Origin of the sequence: Streptomyces sp. NPDC008139, from assembly GCF_042957025.1 — a bacterium.
Taxonomy (GTDB): Bacteria; Actinomycetota; Actinomycetes; order Streptomycetales; family Streptomycetaceae; genus Actinacidiphila.
On the sequence record NZ_JBIBHM010000009.1, the window covers coordinates 61,431 to 83,640 of the forward strand.

General features: G+C 70.6%; 20 protein-coding genes, 1 pseudogene and 1 riboswitch. Of the genes and pseudogenes, 17 read left to right on the forward strand and 4 right to left on the reverse strand.

Annotated features, from left to right (window positions below):
* The first annotated feature begins 222 nt into the window (after positions 1-222).
* The 4 genes from coxB (at position 223) to ACFZBB_RS20300 (ending at position 4,810) form a co-directional block, all read left to right on the forward strand.
* Entirely contained in the window at positions 223-1,215 is a 993-nt protein-coding gene (coxB, locus tag ACFZBB_RS20285) for a cytochrome c oxidase subunit II (protein WP_188281474.1), read from the forward strand.
* Positions 1,212-2,969, forward strand: a complete 1,758-nt coding sequence (gene ctaD, locus ACFZBB_RS20290) for a cytochrome c oxidase subunit I (RefSeq protein ID WP_391124096.1) — start codon at positions 1,212-1,214, stop codon at positions 2,967-2,969. Before coxB ends, ctaD begins: the two co-directional genes overlap by 4 nt.
* Positions 2,966-3,364, forward strand: a complete 399-nt coding sequence (locus tag ACFZBB_RS20295; RefSeq protein WP_188281472.1) for a cytochrome c oxidase subunit 4 — start codon at positions 2,966-2,968, stop codon at positions 3,362-3,364. The genes ctaD and ACFZBB_RS20295 overlap by 4 nt, the downstream gene beginning before the upstream one ends.
* 168 nt (positions 3,365-3,532) lie before the next feature.
* Entirely contained in the window at positions 3,533-4,810 is a 1,278-nt protein-coding gene (locus ACFZBB_RS20300; RefSeq protein WP_391124099.1) for an Ig-like domain-containing protein, read from the forward strand.
* Positions 4,811-4,825: 15 nt separating this feature from the next.
* On the opposite strand, the gene ACFZBB_RS20305 is transcribed toward ACFZBB_RS20300, so the two are convergent.
* Positions 4,826-5,251, reverse strand: coding sequence for a hypothetical protein (locus ACFZBB_RS20305; RefSeq protein WP_188281470.1), 426 nt, complete (start codon positions 5,249-5,251; stop codon positions 4,826-4,828).
* A 224-nt stretch (positions 5,252-5,475) separates the two neighbouring features.
* Between ACFZBB_RS20305 and ACFZBB_RS20310 the strand changes: the two genes are divergently transcribed.
* From ACFZBB_RS20310 to ACFZBB_RS20335, 6 genes are all read left to right on the forward strand, one after another.
* Positions 5,476-6,096, forward strand: coding sequence for a heme-copper oxidase subunit III (locus ACFZBB_RS20310; protein WP_355334271.1), 621 nt, complete (start codon positions 5,476-5,478; stop codon positions 6,094-6,096).
* A 66-nt stretch (positions 6,097-6,162) separates the two neighbouring features.
* The gene (locus ACFZBB_RS20315) at positions 6,163-6,972 is read left to right on the forward strand and encodes a c-type cytochrome (protein ID WP_355334269.1); all 810 of its coding nucleotides are present in this window, start codon (positions 6,163-6,165) and stop codon (positions 6,970-6,972) included.
* On the forward strand, positions 6,969-8,030 hold the full coding sequence (locus ACFZBB_RS20320; RefSeq protein ID WP_355334266.1) for a Rieske 2Fe-2S domain-containing protein: 1,062 nt from the start codon (positions 6,969-6,971) through the stop codon (positions 8,028-8,030). The genes ACFZBB_RS20315 and ACFZBB_RS20320 overlap by 4 nt, the downstream gene beginning before the upstream one ends.
* Positions 8,027-9,661 carry a cytochrome b N-terminal domain-containing protein gene (locus ACFZBB_RS20325; protein ID WP_391124102.1) on the forward strand — a complete coding sequence of 545 codons (1,635 nt, stop codon included), beginning with the start codon at positions 8,027-8,029 and terminating at the stop codon, positions 9,659-9,661. Before ACFZBB_RS20320 ends, ACFZBB_RS20325 begins: the two co-directional genes overlap by 4 nt.
* A gap of 176 nt (positions 9,662-9,837) precedes the next feature.
* Positions 9,838-10,902, forward strand: coding sequence for an anthranilate phosphoribosyltransferase (gene trpD / locus ACFZBB_RS20330; RefSeq protein WP_391124105.1), 1,065 nt, complete (start codon positions 9,838-9,840; stop codon positions 10,900-10,902).
* 111 nt (positions 10,903-11,013) lie between these two features.
* Positions 11,014-11,130, forward strand: a riboswitch (SAM riboswitch).
* A 164-nt stretch (positions 11,131-11,294) separates the two neighbouring features.
* Positions 11,295-12,665, forward strand: a complete 1,371-nt coding sequence (locus ACFZBB_RS20335) for an aminotransferase class V-fold PLP-dependent enzyme (protein WP_391124107.1) — start codon at positions 11,295-11,297, stop codon at positions 12,663-12,665.
* Here the strand turns inward: ACFZBB_RS20335 and ACFZBB_RS20340 are convergent.
* The gene (locus ACFZBB_RS20340; RefSeq protein WP_391124110.1) at positions 12,662-13,558 is read right to left on the reverse strand and encodes an NAD(P)-binding domain-containing protein; all 897 of its coding nucleotides are present in this window, start codon (positions 13,556-13,558) and stop codon (positions 12,662-12,664) included. The two genes, ACFZBB_RS20335 and ACFZBB_RS20340, sit on opposite strands and share 4 nt — an antisense overlap.
* 54 nt (positions 13,559-13,612) lie before the next feature.
* Here ACFZBB_RS20340 and ACFZBB_RS20345 point away from each other — a divergent pair, with 54 nt between their 5' ends.
* Together ACFZBB_RS20345 and ACFZBB_RS20350 are read left to right on the forward strand one after the other, a co-directional pair.
* The gene (locus ACFZBB_RS20345) at positions 13,613-14,167 is read left to right on the forward strand and encodes a GNAT family N-acetyltransferase (protein WP_391124113.1); all 555 of its coding nucleotides are present in this window, start codon (positions 13,613-13,615) and stop codon (positions 14,165-14,167) included.
* A gap of 19 nt (positions 14,168-14,186) precedes the next feature.
* Complete coding sequence (locus ACFZBB_RS20350; protein WP_391124116.1) at positions 14,187-14,774, forward strand: TetR family transcriptional regulator; 588 nt, start codon at positions 14,187-14,189, stop codon at positions 14,772-14,774.
* Between the two features lie 70 nt (positions 14,775-14,844).
* Here ACFZBB_RS20350 and ACFZBB_RS20355 read toward each other — a convergent pair whose 3' ends face one another.
* Positions 14,845-15,126 (reverse strand): Lrp/AsnC ligand binding domain-containing protein, encoded by a 282-nt coding sequence (locus ACFZBB_RS20355; RefSeq protein ID WP_188281460.1) that lies wholly within the window; start codon positions 15,124-15,126, stop codon positions 14,845-14,847.
* Positions 15,123-15,902 carry a rhomboid family intramembrane serine protease gene (locus tag ACFZBB_RS20360; RefSeq protein WP_391124119.1) on the reverse strand — a complete coding sequence of 260 codons (780 nt, stop codon included), beginning with the start codon at positions 15,900-15,902 and terminating at the stop codon, positions 15,123-15,125. Before ACFZBB_RS20360 ends, ACFZBB_RS20355 begins: the two co-directional genes overlap by 4 nt.
* A gap of 137 nt (positions 15,903-16,039) precedes the next feature.
* On the opposite strand from ACFZBB_RS20360, the pseudogene ACFZBB_RS20365 reads away from it, so the two are divergent.
* The 5 genes and pseudogenes from ACFZBB_RS20365 to ACFZBB_RS20385 all read left to right on the forward strand — a co-directional run.
* Positions 16,040-16,270 (forward strand): annotated as a pseudogene (locus ACFZBB_RS20365) (hypothetical protein); the annotation flags it as partial.
* A gap of 470 nt (positions 16,271-16,740) precedes the next feature.
* On the forward strand, positions 16,741-18,039 hold the full coding sequence (locus ACFZBB_RS20370) for an NYN domain-containing protein (RefSeq protein ID WP_391124708.1): 1,299 nt from the start codon (positions 16,741-16,743) through the stop codon (positions 18,037-18,039).
* Between the two features lie 329 nt (positions 18,040-18,368).
* Positions 18,369-19,397 (forward strand): NlpC/P60 family protein, encoded by a 1,029-nt coding sequence (locus ACFZBB_RS20375; RefSeq protein WP_355334244.1) that lies wholly within the window; start codon positions 18,369-18,371, stop codon positions 19,395-19,397.
* A gap of 224 nt (positions 19,398-19,621) precedes the next feature.
* Positions 19,622-20,680 carry an NlpC/P60 family protein gene (locus ACFZBB_RS20380; RefSeq protein ID WP_391124124.1) on the forward strand — a complete coding sequence of 353 codons (1,059 nt, stop codon included), beginning with the start codon at positions 19,622-19,624 and terminating at the stop codon, positions 20,678-20,680.
* Between the two features lie 53 nt (positions 20,681-20,733).
* Positions 20,734-22,014, forward strand: coding sequence for a hypothetical protein (locus tag ACFZBB_RS20385; protein WP_391124127.1), 1,281 nt, complete (start codon positions 20,734-20,736; stop codon positions 22,012-22,014).
* The last annotated feature ends 196 nt before the right edge of the window (positions 22,015-22,210 follow it).

Sequence of the window (22,210 nt, forward strand, 5' to 3'; positions counted from 1 at the left end):
CGACCGGCCGGGCGCACTGTCAGAAGGCCCCCGAAGTGCGGGATTCCATCCCTTCGGGGTGTGCCCCGGCGCGTTGTACCCCCTCCCCGCGTGACCTCAAATAGCGTCCAGTAGGGTTTGGTCCGCATAAACATCCACACCTAATTGCCCGTGCACGGACCGACCGACCAGCAGGCGGCCGGGCACCCGGACGCTCGGGCGAGACTCTCGGGAAGGCGCTACGTGAGTCCCAACGGCTCCGACCTCCCCCACGGCCAGAACGGCGTGGGAGGTACCCCCTCGTCGCGGCGCCCGGTGCGGCGATGGCTGCCGCGGGCGCTGGCCGCGGGCCTGGTCCTTGCGACCGCCACTGGTTGCTCGTACAAGGACTATCCCCGCCTCGGCATGCCCAGTCCTGCCACGGAACAGGCACCCCGGATCCTCGCGCTCTGGCAGGGCTCCTGGGCCGCCGCGCTGGTGACCGGCTGCCTTGTCTGGGGCCTGATCCTGTGGAGCGTGATCTTCCACCGGCGCAGCCGGACCAAGGTCGAGGTCCCCGCGCAGACGCGCTACAACATGCCCCTTGAGGCCCTGTACACGATCGTCCCGATCATCGTCATCGCGGTGCTGTTCTACTTCACCGCCCGTGACGAGTCGAAGATCCTGGACACCTCCAAGAAGCCGCAGCACGTGATCAACGTGGTCGGCTTCCAATGGAGCTGGGGCTTCAACTACGTCGAGGACGTGGACGGCAACCCGGCGACCCCCACGGGCGTGCCGAAGGAACTGTCCGAGATCCCCGCGAACAAGCTGCTGCTGCCCCCCGGCGCCGAGGGCGTCTACGACGTGGGCACGCCGGCCAGCAGGAACCCGGACACCGGCAACCCCGGTCCGACGCTCTGGCTCCCCAAGGGAGAGAGCGTGCGGTTCGTCCTCACCTCGCGCGATGTCATCCACTCCTTCTGGATCGTTCCGTTCCTGATGAAGATGGACGTCATCCCCGGCCACACCAACGTCTTCGAGGTGACTCCGAGCAAGGAGGGCACCTTCCTTGGCAAGTGCGCCGAGCTTTGCGGTGTGGACCACTCCCGGATGCTCTTCAACGTGAAGGTCGTTTCGCCCGAGGAGTACAAGCAGCACCTCAAGGACCTGGCGGCGAAGGGCCAGACCGGGTACATCCCGGCGGGCATCGCCACCACGGGCAACGCGAAGAACTCGGAGCCCAAGACCACATGAGCATTCTGAACGAACCGCAGGGCGCCGCCGCGGCGGACGACTCCTACGCGGACGAGATCCCGGTGCGTCGGCGCAAGCCCGGCTCGGTCATCGTCACGTGGATGAGCACCACGGACCACAAGACGATCGGCTCGATGTACCTCATCACGTCGTTCGCCTTCTTCCTCATCGGCGGCGTGCTCGCGCTGCTGATGCGCGCGGAGCTGGCCAGGCCGGGCAACCAGTACCTGTCGAACGAGCAGTTCAACCAGGCGTTCACGATGCACGGCACCGTGATGCTGCTGATGTTCGCGACCCCGCTCTTCGCGGGCTTCGCGAACTGGATCATGCCGCTGCAGATCGGCGCCCCCGACGTCGCGTTCCCGCGGCTGAACATGTTCGCCTACTGGCTCTACCTGTTCGGCTCGCTCATCGCGGTCGGCGGCTTCGTGACCCCGCAGGGCGCGGCCGACTTCGGCTGGTTCGCGTACTCGCCGCTGTCGGACGCGGTCCGCTCGCCGGGCATCGGCGCCGACATGTGGATCATGGGTCTGGCGCTCTCCGGCTTCGGCACCATCCTCGGCGCGGTCAACTTCATCACCACGATCATCTGCATGCGCGCACCCGGTATGACGATGTTCCGCATGCCGATCTTCTGCTGGAACGTGCTGCTGACCGGTGTCCTCGTCCTGCTGGCCTTCCCGGTGCTCGCCGCCGCGCTGCTCGCCCTGGAGGCCGACCGGAAATTCGGGGCGCATGTGTTCGACGCCGCCAACGGCGGCGCGTTGCTCTGGCAACACCTCTTCTGGTTCTTCGGCCATCCAGAGGTGTACATCATCGCGTTGCCCTTCTTCGGCATCATCTCCGAGGTCATCCCGGTCTTCAGCCGCAAGCCGATGTTCGGCTACATCGGCCTGGTGGCCGCGACGATCTCCATCGCCGGTCTGTCCGTGACCGTGTGGGCGCACCACATGTACGTCACCGGCGGGGTGCTGCTGCCGTTCTTCTCGTTCATGACCTTCCTGATCGCGGTGCCGACCGGTGTGAAGTTCTTCAACTGGATCGGCACGATGTGGAAGGGGTCACTGAGTTTCGAGACCCCGATGCTGTGGTCCATCGGCTTCCTGATCACCTTCGCCTTCGGTGGTCTGACCGGTGTCATCCTGGCGGCGCCGCCGCTGGACTTCCACGTCTCGGACTCGTACTTCGTGGTCGCGCACTTCCACTACGTCGTGTTCGGCACCGTCGTGTTCGCGATGTTCGCGGGCTTCCACTTCTGGTGGCCCAAGATGACCGGCAAGATGCTGGACGAGCGGCTCGGCAAGATCACCTTCTGGACGCTGTTCTTCGGCTTCCACGGCACCTTCCTCGTCCAGCACTGGCTGGGCGCCGAGGGCATGCCGCGCCGCTACGCGGACTACCTGGCGGCGGACGGGTTCACCACGCTGAACACCATCTCCACCATCAGTTCGTTCCTGCTCGGTCTGTCGATACTGCCGTTCCTCTACAACGTGTGGAAGACCGCCAAGTACGGCAAGAAGGTGGAAGTCGACGACCCGTGGGGCTACGGCCGTTCGCTGGAGTGGGCCACCTCGTGCCCGCCGCCGCGGCACAACTTCACCACGCTGCCGCGTATCCGCTCCGAATCCCCGGCGTTCGACCTGCACCACCCGGAGATCTCGGCGATCGACTCGCTCGTCAACCGGGGTCCCGACCAGGCGCTCTCGGGCGTCGGTGGCGACCTGCACCACGACCGTAAGGAGTCCGGTCAGTGAGGGTCCAAGGCAAGATGTTCCTCGGCCTGGCCGTCTTCATCCTGGCCTCGGCCATCGTGTACGGCCTGTGGTCCAAGGAGCCCGCGGGCACCACGGCGCTCTTCCTCGCCTTCGCGCTGAGCACGATGATCGGCTTCTACCTCGCGTTCACCGCGCGCAGGGCCGACACCGGCGCGCAGGACCGGGAGGACGCGGAGGTCGCGGACGACGCCGGCGAGCTGGGCTTCTTCAGCCCGCACAGTTGGCAGCCGCTCGCGCTGGCCACCGGCGGCGCGCTGGCGTTCATGGGCATCATCTTCGGCTGGTGGCTGCTGTTCGTCTCGCTGCCGGTGATCCTGATCGGCGTGTACGGCTGGGTGTTCGAGTACTACCGCGGTGAGAACCGCACCCAGTAGCCACGCAGGGTGGGTACGCGGCCCTACGGGACCCGCGTCACCCAGGGAACAGAAGTACGGGCGGGCCCGGACACCGAGTCAGGTGTCCGGGCCCGCCCCTTCGCGCGCCCGACCTCTTTTGCACGTATCCACCGAGCGAAATCACCCGGTTGTTCCTAACTTGAGTGCATGAGCCACAATTCTCTACGCCGTAACGCGCTGCGCTGCTCCCTGCTGGTGGCGCCCCTCGCGGTGGGGCTCACCGCTTGTGGCGGCGGAGGCAATCCGCTCGCCGCCACGCCGCACGACGCCGCCGCCAAGGTCGCGTTCGGCTCCGCGGCCGGAGGCAAGGCCGACCCGTCCAAACCACTCCAGGTGACCATCAAGAAAGACGGGAGCCGGATAACCGACGTGACCGCTACGGACGCCGCAGGGCGCTACGTACGCGGCGAACTCGGCTCCGACGGCCTGAGCTGGCACTCCACCGGCGCGCTGGCCGCAGGCGCGCACTACACGGTCCGGGTGAGCACCGAGGACTCCGACGGCCGCCCCGGCCGAAAGACGCTCGGTTTCGACACCACGCCCGCGGACGCGGGACTGCACGTCGCCTTCGGCCCCGACGCGGGTACGTACGGCGTCGGACAGCCGATCACCGCCGAGCTGAGCGTCCCGGTCAAGGACCCGGCGGCCCGCGCCGCGGTCGAGGGCAACCTCAAGGTCAGCTCGACCCCCCAGGCCGCCCCCGGCTCCTGGTACTGGGTCGACGACCGCACCCTGCACTACCGGCCCAGCACGTACTGGCCCGCGGACGCCACGATCGACGTGACCAGCACCCTGAACGGCGTGCGCGTCCAGGACGGGCTCTACGGCGGCACCGACAAGTCCCTCGAGGTGCACACCGGCGACCGGGTCGAGGCGCTCACCGACGCGGGCACCCACCAGATGACCTTCAAGCGGAACGGGAAGGTCGTCCGTACGCTCCCCGTCACCACCGGCAAGCCCGGCTTCTCCACCCGCAACGGCATCAAGGTGGTGCTCGGCAAGGAGCAGTTCGTCCGGATGCAGAGCGAGAGCATCGGCATAGCGGCGGGCAGCTCCGACTCCTACGACCTGCCGGTCTACTGGGCCACCCGGGTGACATGGAGCGGTGAATACGTGCACGCCGCGCCGTGGTCCGAGGGCTCGCAGGGGGCCGCCAACGTCAGCCACGGCTGCACCGGCATGAGCATGGACAACGCCCACTGGTTCTTCGACAACGTCCGGCAGGGCGACATCGTCGAGGTCACCCACAGCCTCGGCGACACGATGACGCCGTTCGACAACGGCTTCGGCGACTGGAATCTGAGCTGGCCGCAGTGGAAGAAGGGCAGTGCCCTCGGCGCCGCGGGTCAGTCCGCGGCGCCGCAGAACACCGCCACCACCGCCAACAGCTCCAACCCGGCCCGGCTGCGCCCCCAGGCGCTCTGACCGGCCCCGCGGCGCTCAGTGCGCCGTCGTCGCCACGGCCGTGGTCTTCGGCGCCAGCCTGGCCCGCAGCAGCCCCGCCAGGGACTCGCTGAGGGCGACCGGGTCGACGGGGTGGGCAACCGCCGCGTCGGCCCGGCTCCAGGTCGCCAGCCAGGCGTCCTGGGGACGGCCGATCAGCACCAGCACCGGCGGGCAGCGGAAGATCTCGTCCTTCGCCTGACGGCACACCCCCATGCCGCCGGCGGGGGAGGTCTCGCCGTCGAAGACGCAGACGTCGATGCCGCCGCGCTCCAACTCGGTGAGAACCGCGGGCATCGTCGCGCACTCCACGTACTCCACCGGCGGCAGGTCGGCGGCGGGCCTGCGGCCGACGGCGAGCCGGACCTGCTCCCGGGTGTTCGCGTCGTCGCTGTAGACCAGCACCGTGGCGGTCGCCTGCATCGTGGTTCCTCCTCGTGAAGGCGTTCTCAAGTGCGTCGGATGCTACTCCCGCCAGCGCCTTCGCGAGGAGGGTTCGTACCCCGCGAAGATCGGCACCCCGGTCGCCCGACGCACCGTCATCCCTCCTTCGGGGGACGGCGGCGCTAGGCCACGCGGGTCTCCTGCGGGCCTTGACACACCGAATGGCACCCCCCGGAGTCAGCGCCAGATAAGCGACCGACATAATGTCGGACGTGGCGACAGCAACAGCAGTAGATACCGGGCACGCGCACCCGTCGGTCAACCGGCCGAACCTCACCAGCGTCGGAACCATCATCTGGCTGAGTTCCGAGCTGATGTTCTTCGCGGCCCTCTTCGCGATGTACTTCACCCTTCGGTCGGTCACGGGTGCCGACTTCTGGAAGGAGCACGCCCATGCGTTGAACGTCCCGTTCTCGGCGACGAACACGACGATCCTGGTGCTCTCCTCCTTCACCTGCCAGATGGGCGTCTTCGCCGCTGAGCGCGGCGACGTGAAGAAGCTCCGCTCCTGGTTCATCGTGACCTTCATCATGGGCGCGATCTTCATCGGCGGGCAGATCTTCGAGTACACCGAACTGGTCAAGAAGGACGGCATCTCGCTCAGCTCGGACCCCTACGGCTCGGTGTTCTACCTGACGACCGGGTTCCACGGGTTGCACGTGACGGGCGGACTGATCGCGTTCCTGCTGGTACTCGGGCGGACGTACGCGGCCAAGCGGTTCACCCACCAGCAGGCCACCGCAGCCATCGTCGTGTCCTACTACTGGCACTTCGTCGATGTCGTGTGGATCGGCCTCTTCGCCACGATCTACCTGATCAAGTAGCCGGTCGCACACCGCACACACATTCCAGAAGCATCGACGCAAGAGATCCTGACACCGGGGTAATCCGTGAAAAAGCTCTCCGCACGACGGCGCCACCCGCTGGCGGCGCTTGTCGTCCTACTCTTCGCGCTCGCGGTCACCGGGGGGCTGTACGCCGCGCTCGCGCCGGCGCCGAAGGCGCAGGCCGACGACGCGGCCCAGTCCCTCGCGATCACTGAGGGCAAGAAGCTGTACTCCGTCGGCTGCGCAAGCTGCCACGGCACTTCGGGCCAGGGCAGCTCCGACGGACCGAGCCTGGTCGGCGTCGGCTCCGCCGCCGTCGACTTCCAGGTCGGCACCGGCCGGATGCCCGCGCAGCAGCCCGGCGCGCAGATCCCGAAGAAGAAGGTCATCTACGACCAGGCCGAGATCGACCAGCTCGCCGCGTACATCGCGTCCCTCGGCCCCGGCCCCGCCGTGCCGAGCAAGGACCAGTACAACCCCGCGGGCGCGGACGCCGGCAAGGGCGGGGAGCTGTTCCGCACCAACTGCGCCCAGTGCCACAACTTCGTCGGCAAGGGCGGTGCGCTGACCAACGGCAAGTACGCGCCGACGATCCAGGGCGCCTCGCCCAAGCACATCTACGAGGCCATGCTGACGGGTCCGCAGAGCATGCCGTCCTTCCCGGACAGCACGATGCCGCAGGACACGAAGGCGGACATCATCGCGTACCTCCACGAGGTCAACAGCAGCGAGACGAAGAACCCCGGCGGTCTCTCGCTGGGCAGCATCGGTCCGGTGTCCGAGGGTCTGGTCGCCTGGGTCTTCGGCCTCGGCTTCCTGCTCGTCTGCACCACCTGGATCGCCGCCCGGACGACCAAGGCCAAGAAGTCATGAGCGAGACTGGATCTCACAAAGACGTGTCAGAGAACCTGCCAAGTGAGCACGGCGCTCACGGGAGCGAACCAGCGGTCCCCGACGACCCGTTCGCCAACCCCGGCCATCCCCCCCACGAGTACCGGCGTCAGGACATCGACGAGCGGGCCGAGAAGCACTCCGAGCGGGTGGTGGCGGGGCTGTTCGGCCTGTCGATGCTCGGCACCGTCGCGTTCATCGCCTGCTTCGTGATCTTCCCGGTCGACAAGATCGTCTTCATCTTCCCGTTCGGCAACGTGAGCGCGCTGAACTTCTCGCTCGGCCTCACGCTCGCCGTGGCGCTGCTGGGCATCGGCGCGGGCGCGGTCCACTGGGCCCGCACCCTGATGTCCGACGAGGAGTTCGCCGACGAACGCCACGCGGCGGGCGCGGACGAGGAACTGCGCGAGAACATCGAGCAGCAGTGGGCGCAGGGCGCCCGCGAGAGCGGGTTCGGACGGCGCAAGCTGATCCGCAACACGATGTTCGGCGCCCTGACCCTGGTCCCGCTGGCCGGTGTCGTGATCCTGCGCGACCTCGGCCCGCTGCCGGAGGACAAGCTCCGGCACACCCTGTGGGCCAAGGGCAAGGTGCTGATCAACCAGAACACGAACAAGCCGCTGCGCCCCGAGGACATCGTGGTGGGCTCGCTCACCTTCGCGATGCCCGAGGGTCTGGAGGAGTCCCAGGAGGACTTCCAGGAGCAGATCGCCAAGGCGGCTCTGATGATCGTCCGGATCAAGCCGGACGACATCAAGGACAAGCGCGAGCGTGACTGGGCCCACGAGGGAATCGTGGCCTACTCCAAGATCTGCACACACGTGGGCTGCCCGATCAGCCTCTACGAGCAGCAGACGCACCACGTGCTCTGCCCGTGCCACCAGTCGACGTTCGACCTGTCGGACGGCGCGCGGGTGATCTTCGGCCCGGCGGGGCACCGGCTGCCGCAGCTTCGGATCAGCGTCAATGGTGAGGGCAATCTCGTCGCTCTCGGCGACTTCGATGAGCCCGTCGGTCCGGCATTCTGGGAGCGCGGATGAGTACTACGACGGAAAGCTCGACCCGTCGGGGCAAAAAGCCGGTCGGCCAGCGGGCCGCCGAGTGGACTGACCCCCGGCTCGGTATCTACAAGTTGGCCAAGGCCAACATGCGGAAGATCTTCCCGGACCACTGGTCCTTCATGCTGGGCGAGATCTGCCTCTACAGCTTCGTCATCCTCATCCTCACGGGTGTGTATCTGACGCTGTTCTTCCACCCCAGCATGAACGAGGTCGTCTACCACGGCCCGTACGCGCCGCTCCAGGGCGTGCAGATGTCCGAGGCGTACGCCTCCACCCTGCACATCAGCTTCGAGGTGCGCGGCGGTCTGCTGATCCGGCAGATCCACCACTGGGCCGCGCTGATCTTCATCGCGGCGATGATCGTGCACATGATGCGCGTGTTCTTCACCGGCGGTTTCCGCAAGCCGCGTGAGATCAACTGGCTGTTCGGCTGGACGCTGCTGTTCCTCGGCATGTTCACCGGCTTCACCGGTTACTCGCTCCCGGACGACCTGCTGTCCGGCACCGGCATCCGGTTCGCCGACGGCGCGGTGCTCGCCACCCCGGTGGTCGGCTCGTACCTGTCGTTCTTCCTGTTCGGCGGGGAGTTCCCGGGGCACGACATCGTCAGCCGGTTCTACTCGATCCACATCCTGCTGCTGCCGGGTCTGATGGCCGGTCTGCTGACCGCCCACCTGATCCTGGTCTTCTACCACAAGCACACGCAGTTCCCGGGTGCGGGCAAGACCGAGAAGAACGTCGTCGGCATGCCGCTGCTGCCGATCTACACCGCGAAGGCGGGCGGCTTCTTCTTCCTGGTCTTCGGCGTGATCTCGGCCATCGCCGCGACCGTGTCGATCAACCCGATCTGGTCGATGGGACCGTACCGGCCGGACCAAGTGTCCACCGGCGCCCAGCCGGACTGGTACATGGGCTTCTCCGAGGGCCTGATCCGTGTGATGCCCGGCTGGGAGATCAACGCCTGGGGACACACACTCGTCCTGGGCGTGTTCATCCCGCTGATGGTCTTCCCGGTGGTGCTGGCGGCCATCGCCGTCTACCCGTTCATCGAGGCGTGGGTCACCGGGGACAAGCGCGAACACCACCTGCTGGACCGGCCGCGCAACCGCCCGGTGCGCACCGGCTTCGGTGTGGCCTGGCTGACCGAGTACTTCGTGCTGCTGATCGGTGGCGGCAACGACCTGTGGGCCACGCACTTCCACCTGTCGATCAACTGGATCACCTGGTTCGTCCGCGTCGGCTTCTTCGTCGCGCCGGTCCTGGCCTTCATCATCACCAAGCGGATCTGCCTCGGTCTCCAGCGGCGGGACCGCGACAAGGTGCTGCACGGTCGCGAGACCGGCATCATCAAGCGGCTGCCGCACGGTGAGTACATCGAGGTGCACGAGCCGATCTCGCAGGAGCAGCGGCACATCCTCACCGCGCACGTCCAGCCGGAGCCGATCGACGCGGGCCCCGAGGTGGACGAGAACGGCGTGGAGCGCAAGCTCAACCCGATCGAGAAGGCGCGGGCCAGGCTCTCCCGCGGCTTCTACGGCGAGCACAGCCAGATTCCGAAGCCCACGGCTGAGGAGTACGAGGAGATCACCAGCGGACACGGCCACCACTGAGCCGCCGCCGCTGAGCTGAGCCACCCACGGGCCGGGCCCGGGAATCCCCCTCAGGGGAGTCCCGGGCCCGGCCCTTCGGCGTCCGCCGTCCGCAGTGCGGGCAGGGAGCCGTCGGGCCCCGCGGCGCGGATAGGCTGAGCGCGCAGTTCCCCATCCCACCACCAGGAGCGTGGACCATGAGCGTTGTGACCCCGGCAGGCGGCGAGAGTCCGGCGACGCGGTCCTGGCCGGACGTGCTGACCACGCTGCTGGCAGGGCGGAATCTGGGTGGGGACGACACCGCGTGGGCGATGGACGCGATCATGCGCGGCGAGGCGAGCGACGTGCAGATCGCCGGATTCGTCGTCGCGCTGCGGGCGAAGGGGGAGACCGTCGAAGAGGTCTCCGGCATGGTGCGGTCGATGTACGCGCACGCGAACACCATCGAGGTTCCCGGCGCGACCGTGGACATCGTCGGCACCGGCGGCGACCGGGCGAAGACCGTCAACATCTCCACCATGTCGGCGATCGTGGTCGCGGGCACCGGGGCGAAGGTCGTCAAGCACGGCAACCGCGCCGCGTCCTCGGCCAGCGGCGCCTCCGACGTCCTGGAAGAGCTCGGCGTCAATCTGCAACTGACGCCGCAGCGGGTCGTTGAGGTCGCGGAGGAGGCGGGCATCACCTTCTGCTTCGCGATCAAGTTCCACCCCGCGCTGCGCCACGCGGGCACCGCCCGGAGCCAGTTGGGGGTGGCGACCGTCTTCAACTTCCTCGGCCCGCTGACCAATCCGGCCCGGGTACGGGCGCAGGCCACCGGGGTCGCGGACCCGCGGATGGCGCCGATCATGGCCGGCGTGCTGGCCGAACGCGGCTCGTCCGCACTGGTGTTCCGCGGTGACGACGGCCTGGACGAGCTGACCACCACCGCGACCTCCCAGGTGTGGGTGGTGCGCGACGGCAAGGTGGAGCAGACCGCCTTCGACCCACGGGACGTCGGCCTGCCCCTGGTGCCCGTGGAGGCGCTGCGCGGCGCCGACGCGGCCCACAACGCGGACGTCGCCCGGCGGCTGCTCGCGGGCGAGACCGGGCCCGTGCGGGACGCCGTGCTGCTCAACTCGGCGGCGGCGCTGGTGGCCCTGCGGCCCGGCGGCGGGCCGTTGGAGGAGCAGATCGCGGCCGGTCTGGTGACGGCGGCCGAGTCGATCGACTCGGGCGCGGCGGCGGCGACGCTGGAGCGATGGGCGGCGGCGAGCAACGCGTAATCGCCACTGTGGCGGAATTCGGATAGGTCCCCCGGGGGCCGAGCACAAGACGCTGTCCAATTTCTGGACGGCGTCTTGTGCGTTCGGCGCCTTGTGGCAGAATGCTGTCCAGGTCACGAGTGACAGCGTCAAGGCCCCGGCTCGCTGTCCGGCAACCCTCCGTCCGAGGCGGGGTGCCCCGGGTGATGACCAGGCCGTGAGCAGCGAGGCTCATGGCAAGCCGGACTTGGGGAGTTCTTTCATGAGCAAGCGAATGCGATAGGGCCTGTCGGCCCGGTTCCGCCGTTCCGCCTTCCGTTCGACGTTTCCATCCCGCGCGTCTGTACTGCGAGCCATTTCTTTTCGGCTTCGGACGTGCGGTGATTTCGCCTGCCGTAATCCGGGAGATCGCCATGACTGTGTTTATCGCTGCCACCGACCGTGAGATTTGTACCCCGCTGCCCGTTCTGGGCCGGGACGTCCTCGTGCCGCTCGTGACGGGCGGCGAAGTGACGTACGCCGCGCTCGACTACGCCGCCAGCGCCCCCGCGCTCCAGCGGGTGTGGGACGACGTGGCCGCCTACGCCCCCTACTACGGCAGCGTGCACCGCGGCGCCGGCTACCTCTCGCAGCTCTCCACCGACCTGTTCGAGCAGAGCCGGGTCACGGTCGCGGAATTCCTCGGCTGTCGGGCCGAGGACCAGGTGATCTTCACCCGTTCGACGACCGACTCGCTCAATCTGCTCGCCGCCGTCATCCCGGCGGGCACCCACGTCTTCGTCTTCGAGACCGAGCACCACGCCTCGCTGCTGCCGTGGCAGACGCGGGACGACGCGCGGGTCACCGTCCTGGGCGCGCCGCGTACGCCCGAGCAGGCCGTCGCCGCGCTCGACGTGGCCCTGCACGGCGCCCCCAAGGGGCCCAAGCTGGTCTGCGTCACCGGGGCCTCCAACGTCACCGGTGAGCTGTGGCCGGTGCGGGAGTTGGCCGCCGCCGCGCACCGGCACGGCGCCCGTATCGTCCTGGACGCCGCCCAACTGGCCCCGCACCACCCGGTGGACATCGCCGCGCTCGACGTCGACTGGGTCGCCTTCTCCGGCCACAAGCTGTACGCGCCCTTCGGCTCCGGTGTCCTCGCGGGCCGCGCCGACTGGCTGCGCGAGGCCGAGCCGTACCTCGCGGGCGGCGGCGCCAGCCGCAAGGTCGCGCGGCGCGCGGACGGCGGAGTCGACGTCGAGTGGCACACCACCGCGGCGCGGCACGAGGCCGGGTCGCCGAACGTCATCGGTGTCTACGCCATCGCCGCGGCCTGCAAGGCGCTGACCGAGGCCGGGTTCGACCAACTCGTCGCCCGTGAGCAGCGGTTGCTCGCCCGGCTGCGGGAGGGGCTCGCCTCCGTGCCCGAGGTGCGGGTGCTCTCCCTGTTCGGCGAGGACGCGCCTCGGGTCGGCGTGCTCTCCTTCGTCGTCCAGGGCTGGAACAGCTCGCACTTCGCCGCCGCGCTCTCCGCCGAGTACGGGATCGGTGTCCGCGACGGTCTCTTCTGCGCCCACCCGCTGGTGCGTACGCTCCTCGGCGCCGAGGGCGACGACCCGGGCGAGTGCGGCGCTCCCGAGGCCGCGCCCGGCGAGCGCGTCCTCAACGCCATCCGCGTGAGCTTCGGTGCGGGCACCCCCGAGGAGCACGTCGACCGCTTCGTCCACGCCGTCCGCACCCTCGTGCGCGACGGCGCCCAGTGGAACTACCGGACGGAGGACGGCCGCTGCGTGCCCGACCGCGGCTAGGGCCTGTCCGGCGGATCACGAACGGCGGCTTCGGTGCGGGACTCGATGGCCTTCAGGACGGCGATCATGTCCGCGGCCGGGTCGGTGTCGGCGGTCTCGGTGAACAGGGCGAGACAGGTGTCGAGCAGGGGAGTGGCGGTGGCGGAGGCGCGGGCGGCCTCCGCGATGAGGCGGTTGTTCATGAGGACGTCGGCGGCGGCGGCCTGGACGGTGAAGTCGCGGGCGAGCAGCTTGGGGGACTTCATCCGGGAGACGCCGCTGGCCATCGGTCCCGCGTCGAGCACGGCGAGGAACTGACGGGCGTCGACGCCGTGCCGCTCGGCGAAGTGGAACGCCTCGGTGAGCCCGGTGACCACGGTGATCAGGAAGAGGTTGACCGACAGCTTCATGAGCAGGGCGCCGGGCACCGGCCCGCAGACGAAGGTCTCGTGGCACATGGGCGCCAGCAGCGGCCGTACCGCCGAGACGGCGGCGTCCTCGCCCGCGAGCATCGCCACCAGGCGACCCGCCTCGGCCGGGGCGCGGGAGCCGGAGACCGGGGCCTCGACGTAGTGGCCGCCCGCCGCGCGGATCTCGGCTTCGAGGCCGAGCGAGTACTCGGGCGAGGTCGTGCCCATGTGCACGAGGGTGTGCCCCGCGACGTTCGCCGCGAAGGCGGGGGTGCCGCGGCCGAGGCAGGAGTCGATGGCGGCGCCGTCGGCGAGCATGACGAAGACGGTCCCGGCCCGGCGGAGGAGGTCGGCGGGGCTGTCGGCGGTTTCGGCGCCCGCCGCCCGCAGGGCCTCGGCGGCGGGCGCGCCGCGGTTCCACACCACCAGCGGGGTCCCGGCGCGGAGGAGATTGAGCGCCATGGGCCGGCCCATGACCCCGAGCCCCAGGAAACCGATGTCCACGACGCACCGCCGCCTCTCTTGCCGTTTATGACAGCCGTCATAATACTGGTCGTTATGACAGTGGTCATAGAGGGTGCGGGGCGGCGGACGGCCGCTCCCGCCGACGGGATCGACCTGCTCAGGCCCGCCGACGCGGACGCGGTGGCTGCCCTTTTCGCGGCCTGCTCCTCGGAGACGGTCCGGCTGCGCTTCCTCGGCGGCGCGCGCGAATTCCCCCGCGCCCACCTGGACCGTCTGCTGGCAGGGCCGCCCGCGGCGCACGACGCCGTGGTCGCGTACCGCGGCGGCCGGGACCGCCTGGTGGGAATCGCGGGCTTCGCGGCGGACGACGGCGCGGGGCCGGGAACCGGCGGCGAGCTGGGCGTGCTGGTCGTGGACGCCTGGCAGCGCCGGGGCGTCGGCACCGCCATGGTCGGCCTGCTGCTGGCCCGCGCGCGGGCCAGGGGCGTCGAGCACGTGACGGTGAACGTCCTCCACGGCAGGCGGGGGCTGCTCGCCGCGCTCGGCCGCCGCCTGGAGCCGGTCCGCGCGTCGTACACCCCGGACGGTCTGACCGCCGTCTATAAGGTGGCCCAGATGACCCGGGCGGCAGGGGTCGGAACGCAGTAGCTCCGTGGAGGTGTCGACGATGGCCGGGTCAGAACGCGGACCGCGCGAGCGGATGGTCTTCAGTGCGGCCCAGCTCATCCGGCGCGAGGGCGTCGGCGCGACCGGCATGCGTGAGGTCGCCGCCCACGCGGGCGCCCCGCGCGGCTCGCTCCAGCACTACTTCCCCGAAGGCAAGGAACAGCTCGTCAACGAGGCGGTCGCCTGGGCGGGGAACTACGCCGCCAAGCGCGTCGCCCGCTTCCTGGCCGCGCTGCCCGAGCCGACCCCCGGCGGGCTGTTCGCCGCGATGGTCGGCCAGTGGACGGACGAGTACGCGGCCGACGGCTTCGACGCCGGATGCCCGGTCGCCGCCGCCTCGGTGGACTGCGCGCGGACCACCGAGTCCACCCGGAAGGCGACCGCTGCCGCCTTCGCGGCCTGGACCGTGCCGGTGGCTGCGGCGCTGACCGGCATGGGCGTCCCCGAGGACCGGTCCGTACCGCTGGCGACCCTCATGATCAGCACCCTGGAGGGCGCGATCCTGATCGCCAGGGCCGAGCGCGACGTCCGCGCCCTCACCACCGCCGCACGGGAGTTGGGCCCGCTGCTGGACGCGGCGCGCGCGTGACCGCGTACCGGCAGCGCAGGACGAATCCGTAGGACGAACCCGTAGGCGGAATCCGTAGAAGGAGTCAGCCTCAGGCGTCGAGGCCGATCGCGAACGCGGCCTCCAGGTCGTGCTGCGAGTACGTACGGAAGGCGACATGGGTGTCGGTGGCCTCGACGCCGGGGATCTTGGAGATCCGGCCCGGAATGATGTCGGCCAGGTCGTCGTGGCGGGCGACGCGGACCAGCGCGACGAGGTCGTACGTGCCGGTCACGGAGTAGACCTCGCTGACGTTGTCCAGCGCGGCGATGGCCTCGGCGATCTCCGGAATCCGGTCGACGGAAGTCTTGATGAGCACGATCGCGGTGATCACGGCTGGATGTCTCCTTGGGTCGACCCGACTACGACGCTCAGCTTACGACGCGGCCGGTAGCACACCCAGGCGCACAGGAACCCGAAGGCGAAGCCGACGACATGGGCGAGATACGCCACCCCCGGACCGTTGTTGCCGGTCTGGGCGGCGAGCCACTGGAGGACGAACCAGAAGCCGAGCACCATCCACGCGGGGAAGCGCAGCGGGATGAAGAAGAGGAAGGGGAACAGGCTCGTCACCCGGGCCTTGGGATACAGATAGAGATACGCGCCCAGCGCCCCGGAGATCGCCCCGGACGCGCCGACCAGGCTCTGCGTCGACTCGGGGTTGGCGAGCGCGAAGCCGTACGTCGCCAGATAGCCCGCGACCAGGTAGAAGAGCGCGAAGCGCACCCGGCCCATCCGGTTCTCGACGTTGTCGCCGAAGACGTAGAGGAAGAGCATGTTGCCGATCAGGTGCAGCCAGCTCCCGTGCAGGAACATCGCCGTGAGCACCGACAGCAGCGGCGACTTCGCGTACGCGTGGGGGGCCGCGCAGCCCGCGGGCAGGTCGAGCCGGTCCATCGGGAGCTGGCCGTGGAACAGCTCACTGGGGATGACACCCCAGTGAGCGAAGTAGACGGCCTGCGCGCACTGGAGCTTGTCGCCCGAGCCGTAGGAGGCGTTGAAGCCGGACAGCGGTCCGAGGAGGAAGACCACGGTGCACAGGGCGATCAGCGCATACGTCACGACCGGCGTGCGGCGGACCGGGTTCTTGTCGTACACCGGGATGACCATGGACCGATGATGACGCAGCGGTCGTAACGGACATAGGCCGCCTCGCCGCAGCGCGTCGCGGGTCGGAGGCCGTAAGGTGACCCCGACGTACGCCCGTCAGCACTGATACGCCCGACCGAGGAAGAGGTGCAGGACCGATGCCGGTGCCCATGCCCACCGCCACCACCCGGTGGCGCTGCACGCAGTGCGGCAATCTGACCCGGTTCGACGTGACCCGCTCCACGCGGGTCGTGGAGTACGTCCATCTCGACCTCGGCGGCGAGCCGCGGATCGAGGAGACCGACGTGCTGACCGAGACGGTCGAGTCCGTGCGGTGCCGCTGGTGCAACGCCGCGGACCAGATCGAGCTGGTCGACCGGCCGGGCGCGGCCGTGGACGCGGGAACTTCCGAGGGAACGGCGGAGGAAACGGACTCCGGCGCGGACGCGGAGACCGGTTCGGCGCGGGACTGAGCCTCCTTACGGGGACAATGGATGCAAGAGGCGGCGGCCGGAGGGATCGAAGGGGGCCGGGGAGGCGCCGTGTAACCGGACGGGAGTGACTGGTGGACGGTATCGGCGGCTTTCCGCGGGCCGAGGCGGGCGGGTCCGAGTCGGATGCCGCCGACGGGCCGGGCGCCGACGCGTCCGGCGCCGCGGCGCAGGACCCCGACACACCGCGGGCCGCCGACGTACCGGGCGCCGAAGCACCGCCCGGCCGTGATGACGACGGCACTCCCGACAGCTCTTCCGGCAGCGTCTCCGGCGGCTCTCCCGACGGCAACGCTGCGCCCGGCGCCGACGCTCCCGGTGACACCGCCGATGACGCCGCCGCTCATGAACCCGCGCTCGACCGGCCGCTGCCCGAAGGTGTACGCCACCGCGTGGTCGCCATCGCCGCCGACGCCTTCGGCGGTTTCACCTTCGCCGAACTGCCGGTCTCGCTGCGGCCGTACGCCCGTTTCACCCCGTCCAGACGTGTGAAATACGCGGCCACCGCGCTGGCCGCCGCGCTGGAGGGCGACCCGGCGTTCCGGCACAAGGTCGCGGGCAAACTGCGCGAGGCGCAGCCCGAGCTGACCGGGGCCCTGGACGCCGGCACCCCGCCGCCCGCCGCGGACCCGCTCGACGTGGCCGCCGCGGCCTATCTGCTGCGCCCCGCGGGCTGGGCCAAGCTTGTCACCACCGCGGGCGAGGAGGCCCAACGGGCGCACGCCGAGCGGGCCGACGAGGAGACGCTGCGCGAACTGGCCAAGCTCCGCGAGGAGGTGCAGGGCCTGCACACGCAGCTCCGCTCGGACGCCGTACGGGCCCGCGCCGAACTGGACGCCGTCCGCAAGGAGGGCGACTCGGTGCACCGCAAGCTGCGCAGCGCCCTCAGCGACGTCAAGCGCGCCGAGGCCGCCCAGCGCAAGATCCAGGCGGAACTGGACGAGGCGCGGGCCGCAGCCGCCCAGGACAAGGCCGCCGCGGAGAGCGAGGCACGGCGGCTGCGCACCCGGCTCGCCGAGGCCGAGGCGGCGGTCGAGTCGGGCCGCCGCGCCGCCCGTGAGGGCCGCAGCATCGAGGACGTACGGCTGCGCCTGCTGCTGGACACCGTCCTCGACGCGGCCTCGGGGCTCCGCCGTGAACTGGCCCTGCCGCCGCGCGACACCCTGGGCGTACGCCCCGCCGACACGGTGGACGCGGTCGCGCCCGGGGCCTTCAGCCCGCGCGACATCGCCACCCGCGCGCTGTCCGAGACCGACCCGGCGCTGCTCGACCAGTTGCTCGCGCTGCCGCAGGCGCACCTCGTCGTCGACGGCTACAACGTCACCAAGACCGGCTATCCGTCGATGCCGTTGGAGAAACAGCGGCTGCGGCTGCTCGGCGGGCTCGCGGCGCTGGCCGCGCAGAGCGGCGCCGAGGTCACCTGTGTCTTCGACGGCGCCGACCTGGACATGCCGGTGCTGCTCGCGCCGCCGCGCGGGGTGCGGGTGCTGTTCAGCAAGGCCGGTGAGACCGCTGACGAGTTGATCCGGCGGCTGGTGCGGGCGGAACCGCCCGGCCGGCAGATCGTGGTGGTCTCCGCGGACCGCGAAGTCGCCGACGGCGTCGCCAAGGCGGGCGCCCGCCCGGTCGCCTCCGTCCTGCTGCTGAAACGTCTCGCACGCGTCTGAACCGCGCCTGCCGCCCGCGCCTCCGGCCCCACGGCTCCTGGTCGCCGCACCACCGCACCACCGGACACATCACTATTCGTTCGGGCATTCGGTTCGCGAACGCACCATCGTCGACGGAGCGTTGATCCACCCTCACTGCGCGTACGAAGGTCGTAAAGAATGTGCGAACCGGTCGAGATTTTGCCAACAAGGATTTGAACCGATCACAGATAGGTCACTAAGGTCAGGCGTCGAACCTCCGCGCAGTCGATCATCCAATCCGGATGGCGCGTCGGGGGCCGCCCGCCAGTCAACCGGTAGGCGGCTGAAGGAAGAAGGAGCTCGCCTTCGTGGCGTCCCACCGTCGTCCCAAGCCGGCAAGCCGCACGCGCGTGACCGTGCTGACCGCCACCGCCGCAGCCGCGGTGGCCCTCACCTCCCAGGCGGCCCAGGCCGCCCCCGCCAAGCCGACCGTCAAGGACGCCAAGGCGAAGGTGGACGCGCTGTACGAGCAGGCTGAGCAGGCCTCAGAGAAGTACGACGGGGCCAACGAGAAGCTGCACACCCTCCAGAAGGAGGCGGGCACTCTCCAGGACCAGGTCGCCAGGCAACAGCAGCACCTGAACCAACTCAGGGACGGCCTCGGCGCCATCGCCGCGTCCCAGTACCGCAGCGGTGGCATCGACCCGTCGCTCCAGCTCTTCCTGTCGTCCAACCCGGACAACTACCTGGACCAGGCGACGACGCTCAACCAGCTCACGTCGATCCAGACCGACTCGCTGCACCAACTCCAGGACGCCAAGCGGACCCTGGACCAGCAGCGCGCCGAGGCGACCGCCAAGCTGACCGAGCTCCAGACCACCCGCACCGAACTGGCCAAGCGCAAGGCCGAGGCGAAGGACAAGCTGGCCCAGGCCCAGCAGATCCTCAACTCGCTGACGGCCGCGCAGCGCGCGTCCATCGCCGCCGCCGACGCCCGCGCCAACCGCTCCACCACCCGCGTGGACCTCGGCGACGCGAAGCCCGCCTCGCAGCGCGCCGCCGCCGCCTTCTCCGCCGCGCAGTCCAGGGTCGGCCTGCCGTACGTGTACGGCGCCTCGGGCCCCAGCTCCTTCGACTGCTCCGGCCTCACCTCGTGGGCGTACAACCAGGCCGGCGTGACGATACCGCGCACCTCGCAGGCCCAGGCGAACGCCGGGACCCGGATCTACTCCACCTCCCAGCTCGCCGTCGGCGACCTCGTCATCTTCTACGGCGACTACCACCACGTCGGCCTCTACGCGGGCAACGGCATGGTGCTGCACGCGCCGAAGCCGGGCGCCTCGGTGCGGTACGAGTCGATCGGCAACATGCCGTTCCAGTTCGGCGTCCGCATCTGACGTCTTCCGGCGTCGTTCCTCACCGGTCTCACGGGTCCGCGGGAGTCTCCCGCGGACCCCGGTGCGTTCATACGGCGTTCGGACTCCTACGGCGTTCGGGTGATGAACAAGTGCCCGGTGCCGCCCGGCGCGGGTGCGTGACCTGCGCGGGAGGCGCGGCGCGGCGATGCGGGGGCCGCGCCTTCTTTGAACTCTCCGCGTCGGGCTGACTACTGTCAGCTCCCGTGGCTTCCCATCGACGCTCCCCACAGCCGGGCTTCGCCGCCCGCACCACCCGGGTCACCGTGCTGTCCGCGGCCGCCGCGGCCACCGCGGCACTGTCCGGCGGTGCGGCGCAGGTCGCCTCGGCCGATCCCGGCGGGGGCGCACCCGACACGGCGTCCCGGCTCGACCGGCTCTACCAGCAGGCCGAGCAGGCCACCGAGAAGTACAACGCGGCGCAGGAGCACGCCAAGCAGCTCCGCGCCGACCTGAGCACCCTCCAGGACCGGGCCGCCGAGGGACAGCAGCGGGTCAACGACATGCGGCAGGAGCTGGGTTCGCTCGCCTCCGAGCAGTACCGCAGCGGCGGCATCGACCCCTCGCTCGCCCTGATGATGTCCTCGGAGCCCGACCAGTACCTGGACCGGGCCACCACCCTGGACCGGCTCAGCGCCCGGCAGGCCGGGCAGCTGCGCCAACTCCAGGAGGCCGAGCGGCTGTTGCGCCAGCAGCGCTCCCAGGCGGCGGGCAAGCTCGCCGAACTGGACAAGGCCGGGGCGGTGCTCCAGGACCGCAAGCGGTCGGTGCAGCGGGCGCTCGCCGAGGCCCAGCGGCTGCTCAACGCGATGCCCGCCGCCCAGCGCGCCGGATACCGGCCCGGCATGGACGCCGCGCGCGCCTCCCGCGACCGTACGACCGCCGACCTGCCGAACATCCCGAATCTGCCCCCCGCCTCGGGGCGCGGCGCGATGGCCGTGGCCGCCGCCCGCCAGATGGTCGGCGCCCCTTACGTCTGGGGCGCCACCGGGCCCAACTCCTTCGACTGCTCGGGCCTGACGCAGTACTCGTACGCGCGGGCCGGAGTCGCGCTGCCGCGCACCTCGCAGGAGCAGATGAACGCCGGGCAGCGGGTGCCGCTGGACCAGGCGCGGCCCGGCGATCTGGTGATCTACCGAGGCGACGCCAGCCATGTCGCGATGTACGTCGGCGGCGGCCAGGTCATCCACGCGCCCTACCCCGGCGCCAGGGTCCGCTACGACCCGGTCGGCATGATGCCGATCACGGCCGTGACCCGGCCGTAAGGGCGCGGCGCCCCGGCCGTGGGGGGCGTCCTCGGGGCCGTACGATCGGGCCCATGGCCGTGGCGCCCCTACGACGTACGCCGACCGCTTCCCGTGTCCGGGCGGCGGTGCTCGGCCTGTCCCTGGCGCTGCTCGCGGCGCTCGTCGCCGGGTGCGGCGGGACCGCCTCGGGCGGGCGGCCCACGGCGGACGCCACCGACGCCGGAATCCGGCAGGCGCTCGACCGGCGGGCCGCCGCGGTGCTGCGCCACGACCGGGCGGCCTTCCTCGCCGGGATCGACCCGCGGGCGACGCGCTTCCTCGACCGGCAGAAGGCGATGTTCACCGACATCGCGGACGTGCCGCTGGCCGACTGGTCGTACCGGCTGGTGCGGACCGGCGCGTTCGGCCTGCCGCCGACCGCCGACGGCACGGTACGGGCCGCTGCCGAGGTCCAACTGCGGTACCGCCTCAGCGGATTCGACGCGGCGCCGGTCGCCGCGACCGACTACCTGACGCTGTCCCGGCGGGGCGGGAGCTGGTACGTGGCCGGGGACGACGACGGCGCCGCGTCCGGGCACCGCGGCGCCGTACAGCTGTGGGACCAGGGCCGGGTGACGGTGGTGCGCGGCACGGACAGCCTGGTGCTCGGGCTCGGCGACGCCGCCGGGCTGCGCGGCTACGCCGAGGACGTCGACCGGGCGGTGCCGGAGGTCCGGCGGACCTGGGGCGGCACCGGGTGGTCGGGCAAGGTGGTGGTCGAGGTGCCGCGCACGCTGGACCAGATGGCCGCGCTGGCCGACGCGGACCCGGCCGACTACCGCAACATCGCCGCCGTCACCACGGGGGAGGGCGGCGGCAGCGCGCGGGTCGGTTCCGACCGGGTGATCATCAACCCCGAGGCGTTCAGCGGGCTCTCCGCCTTCGGCCGGCAGACCGTGCTCACCCACGAGACCACGCATGTCGCCACCCGCGCCTGGACCACCGCCCGTACCCCGCTGTGGCTCTCCGAGGGCGCCGCCGACTGGACCGCCTACCGTACGGCGGGCCGTACCGCCCGCGAGCTCGCCCCGGAACTGGCCGCCGCCGTCGCCGCGGGCCGCGTCCCCGCCGCGCTGCCCGCCGACGCCGACTTCCACTCCGCCGACGCCGACACCCTCTCCCGCGCCTACGAGGGCGGCTGGCTCGCGTGCCGTCTGATCGCCGACCAGTGGTCCCCGGACGCGCTCGTCGCCTTCTACCGCGCCGTCGCCTCCGGCGGCACCGTCGACTCCCACCTGCGCACCACCCTCGGCACCACCCTCCCCGCCTTCACCGCCCGCTGGCGCACCTACCTCCACCAGGAGCTGCCATGACCCGTGACCCCGACGCGGAGCCCCCAGACCACCAGCCCCCGCCCGCGACGGACGCCGGCCCAGGACGCCCCCCGCACACCCCGCCGCCTCCGGCGGATGCTGGGCGGTCGGCGGAGGCGGGCTCTTCGCCTGCGGGGGCCGCTGGGCGACCGGCCGAGGCGGCACCTTCGGCTGCGGCCGAGGCGGCACCTTCGGC

Excerpts from the sequence above, each read along its gene's own strand:
- ACFZBB_RS20325 (WP_391124102.1), top strand. The coding sequence starts at position 8,027 with ATGAGTACTACGACGGAAAGCTCGACCCGTCGGGGCAAAAAGCCGGTC.
- ACFZBB_RS20300 (WP_391124099.1), top strand. The coding sequence starts at position 3,533 with ATGAGCCACAATTCTCTACGCCGTAACGCGCTGCGCTGCTCCCTGCTG.
- ctaD (WP_391124096.1), top strand. The coding sequence starts at position 1,212 with ATGAGCATTCTGAACGAACCGCAGGGCGCCGCCGCGGCGGACGACTCC.
- ACFZBB_RS20385 (WP_391124127.1), top strand. The coding sequence starts at position 20,734 with ATGGCCGTGGCGCCCCTACGACGTACGCCGACCGCTTCCCGTGTCCGG.
- ACFZBB_RS20350 (WP_391124116.1), top strand. The coding sequence starts at position 14,187 with ATGGCCGGGTCAGAACGCGGACCGCGCGAGCGGATGGTCTTCAGTGCG.
- ACFZBB_RS20345 (WP_391124113.1), top strand. The coding sequence starts at position 13,613 with ATGACAGTGGTCATAGAGGGTGCGGGGCGGCGGACGGCCGCTCCCGCC.
- ACFZBB_RS20305 (WP_188281470.1), bottom strand. The coding sequence starts at position 5,251 with ATGCAGGCGACCGCCACGGTGCTGGTCTACAGCGACGACGCGAACACC.
- ACFZBB_RS20360 (WP_391124119.1), bottom strand. The coding sequence starts at position 15,902 with ATGGTCATCCCGGTGTACGACAAGAACCCGGTCCGCCGCACGCCGGTC.
- ACFZBB_RS20320 (WP_355334266.1), top strand. The coding sequence starts at position 6,969 with ATGAGCGAGACTGGATCTCACAAAGACGTGTCAGAGAACCTGCCAAGT.
- trpD (WP_391124105.1), top strand. The coding sequence starts at position 9,838 with ATGAGCGTTGTGACCCCGGCAGGCGGCGAGAGTCCGGCGACGCGGTCC.
- ACFZBB_RS20335 (WP_391124107.1), top strand. The coding sequence starts at position 11,295 with ATGACTGTGTTTATCGCTGCCACCGACCGTGAGATTTGTACCCCGCTG.
- ACFZBB_RS20310 (WP_355334271.1), top strand. The coding sequence starts at position 5,476 with ATGTCGGACGTGGCGACAGCAACAGCAGTAGATACCGGGCACGCGCAC.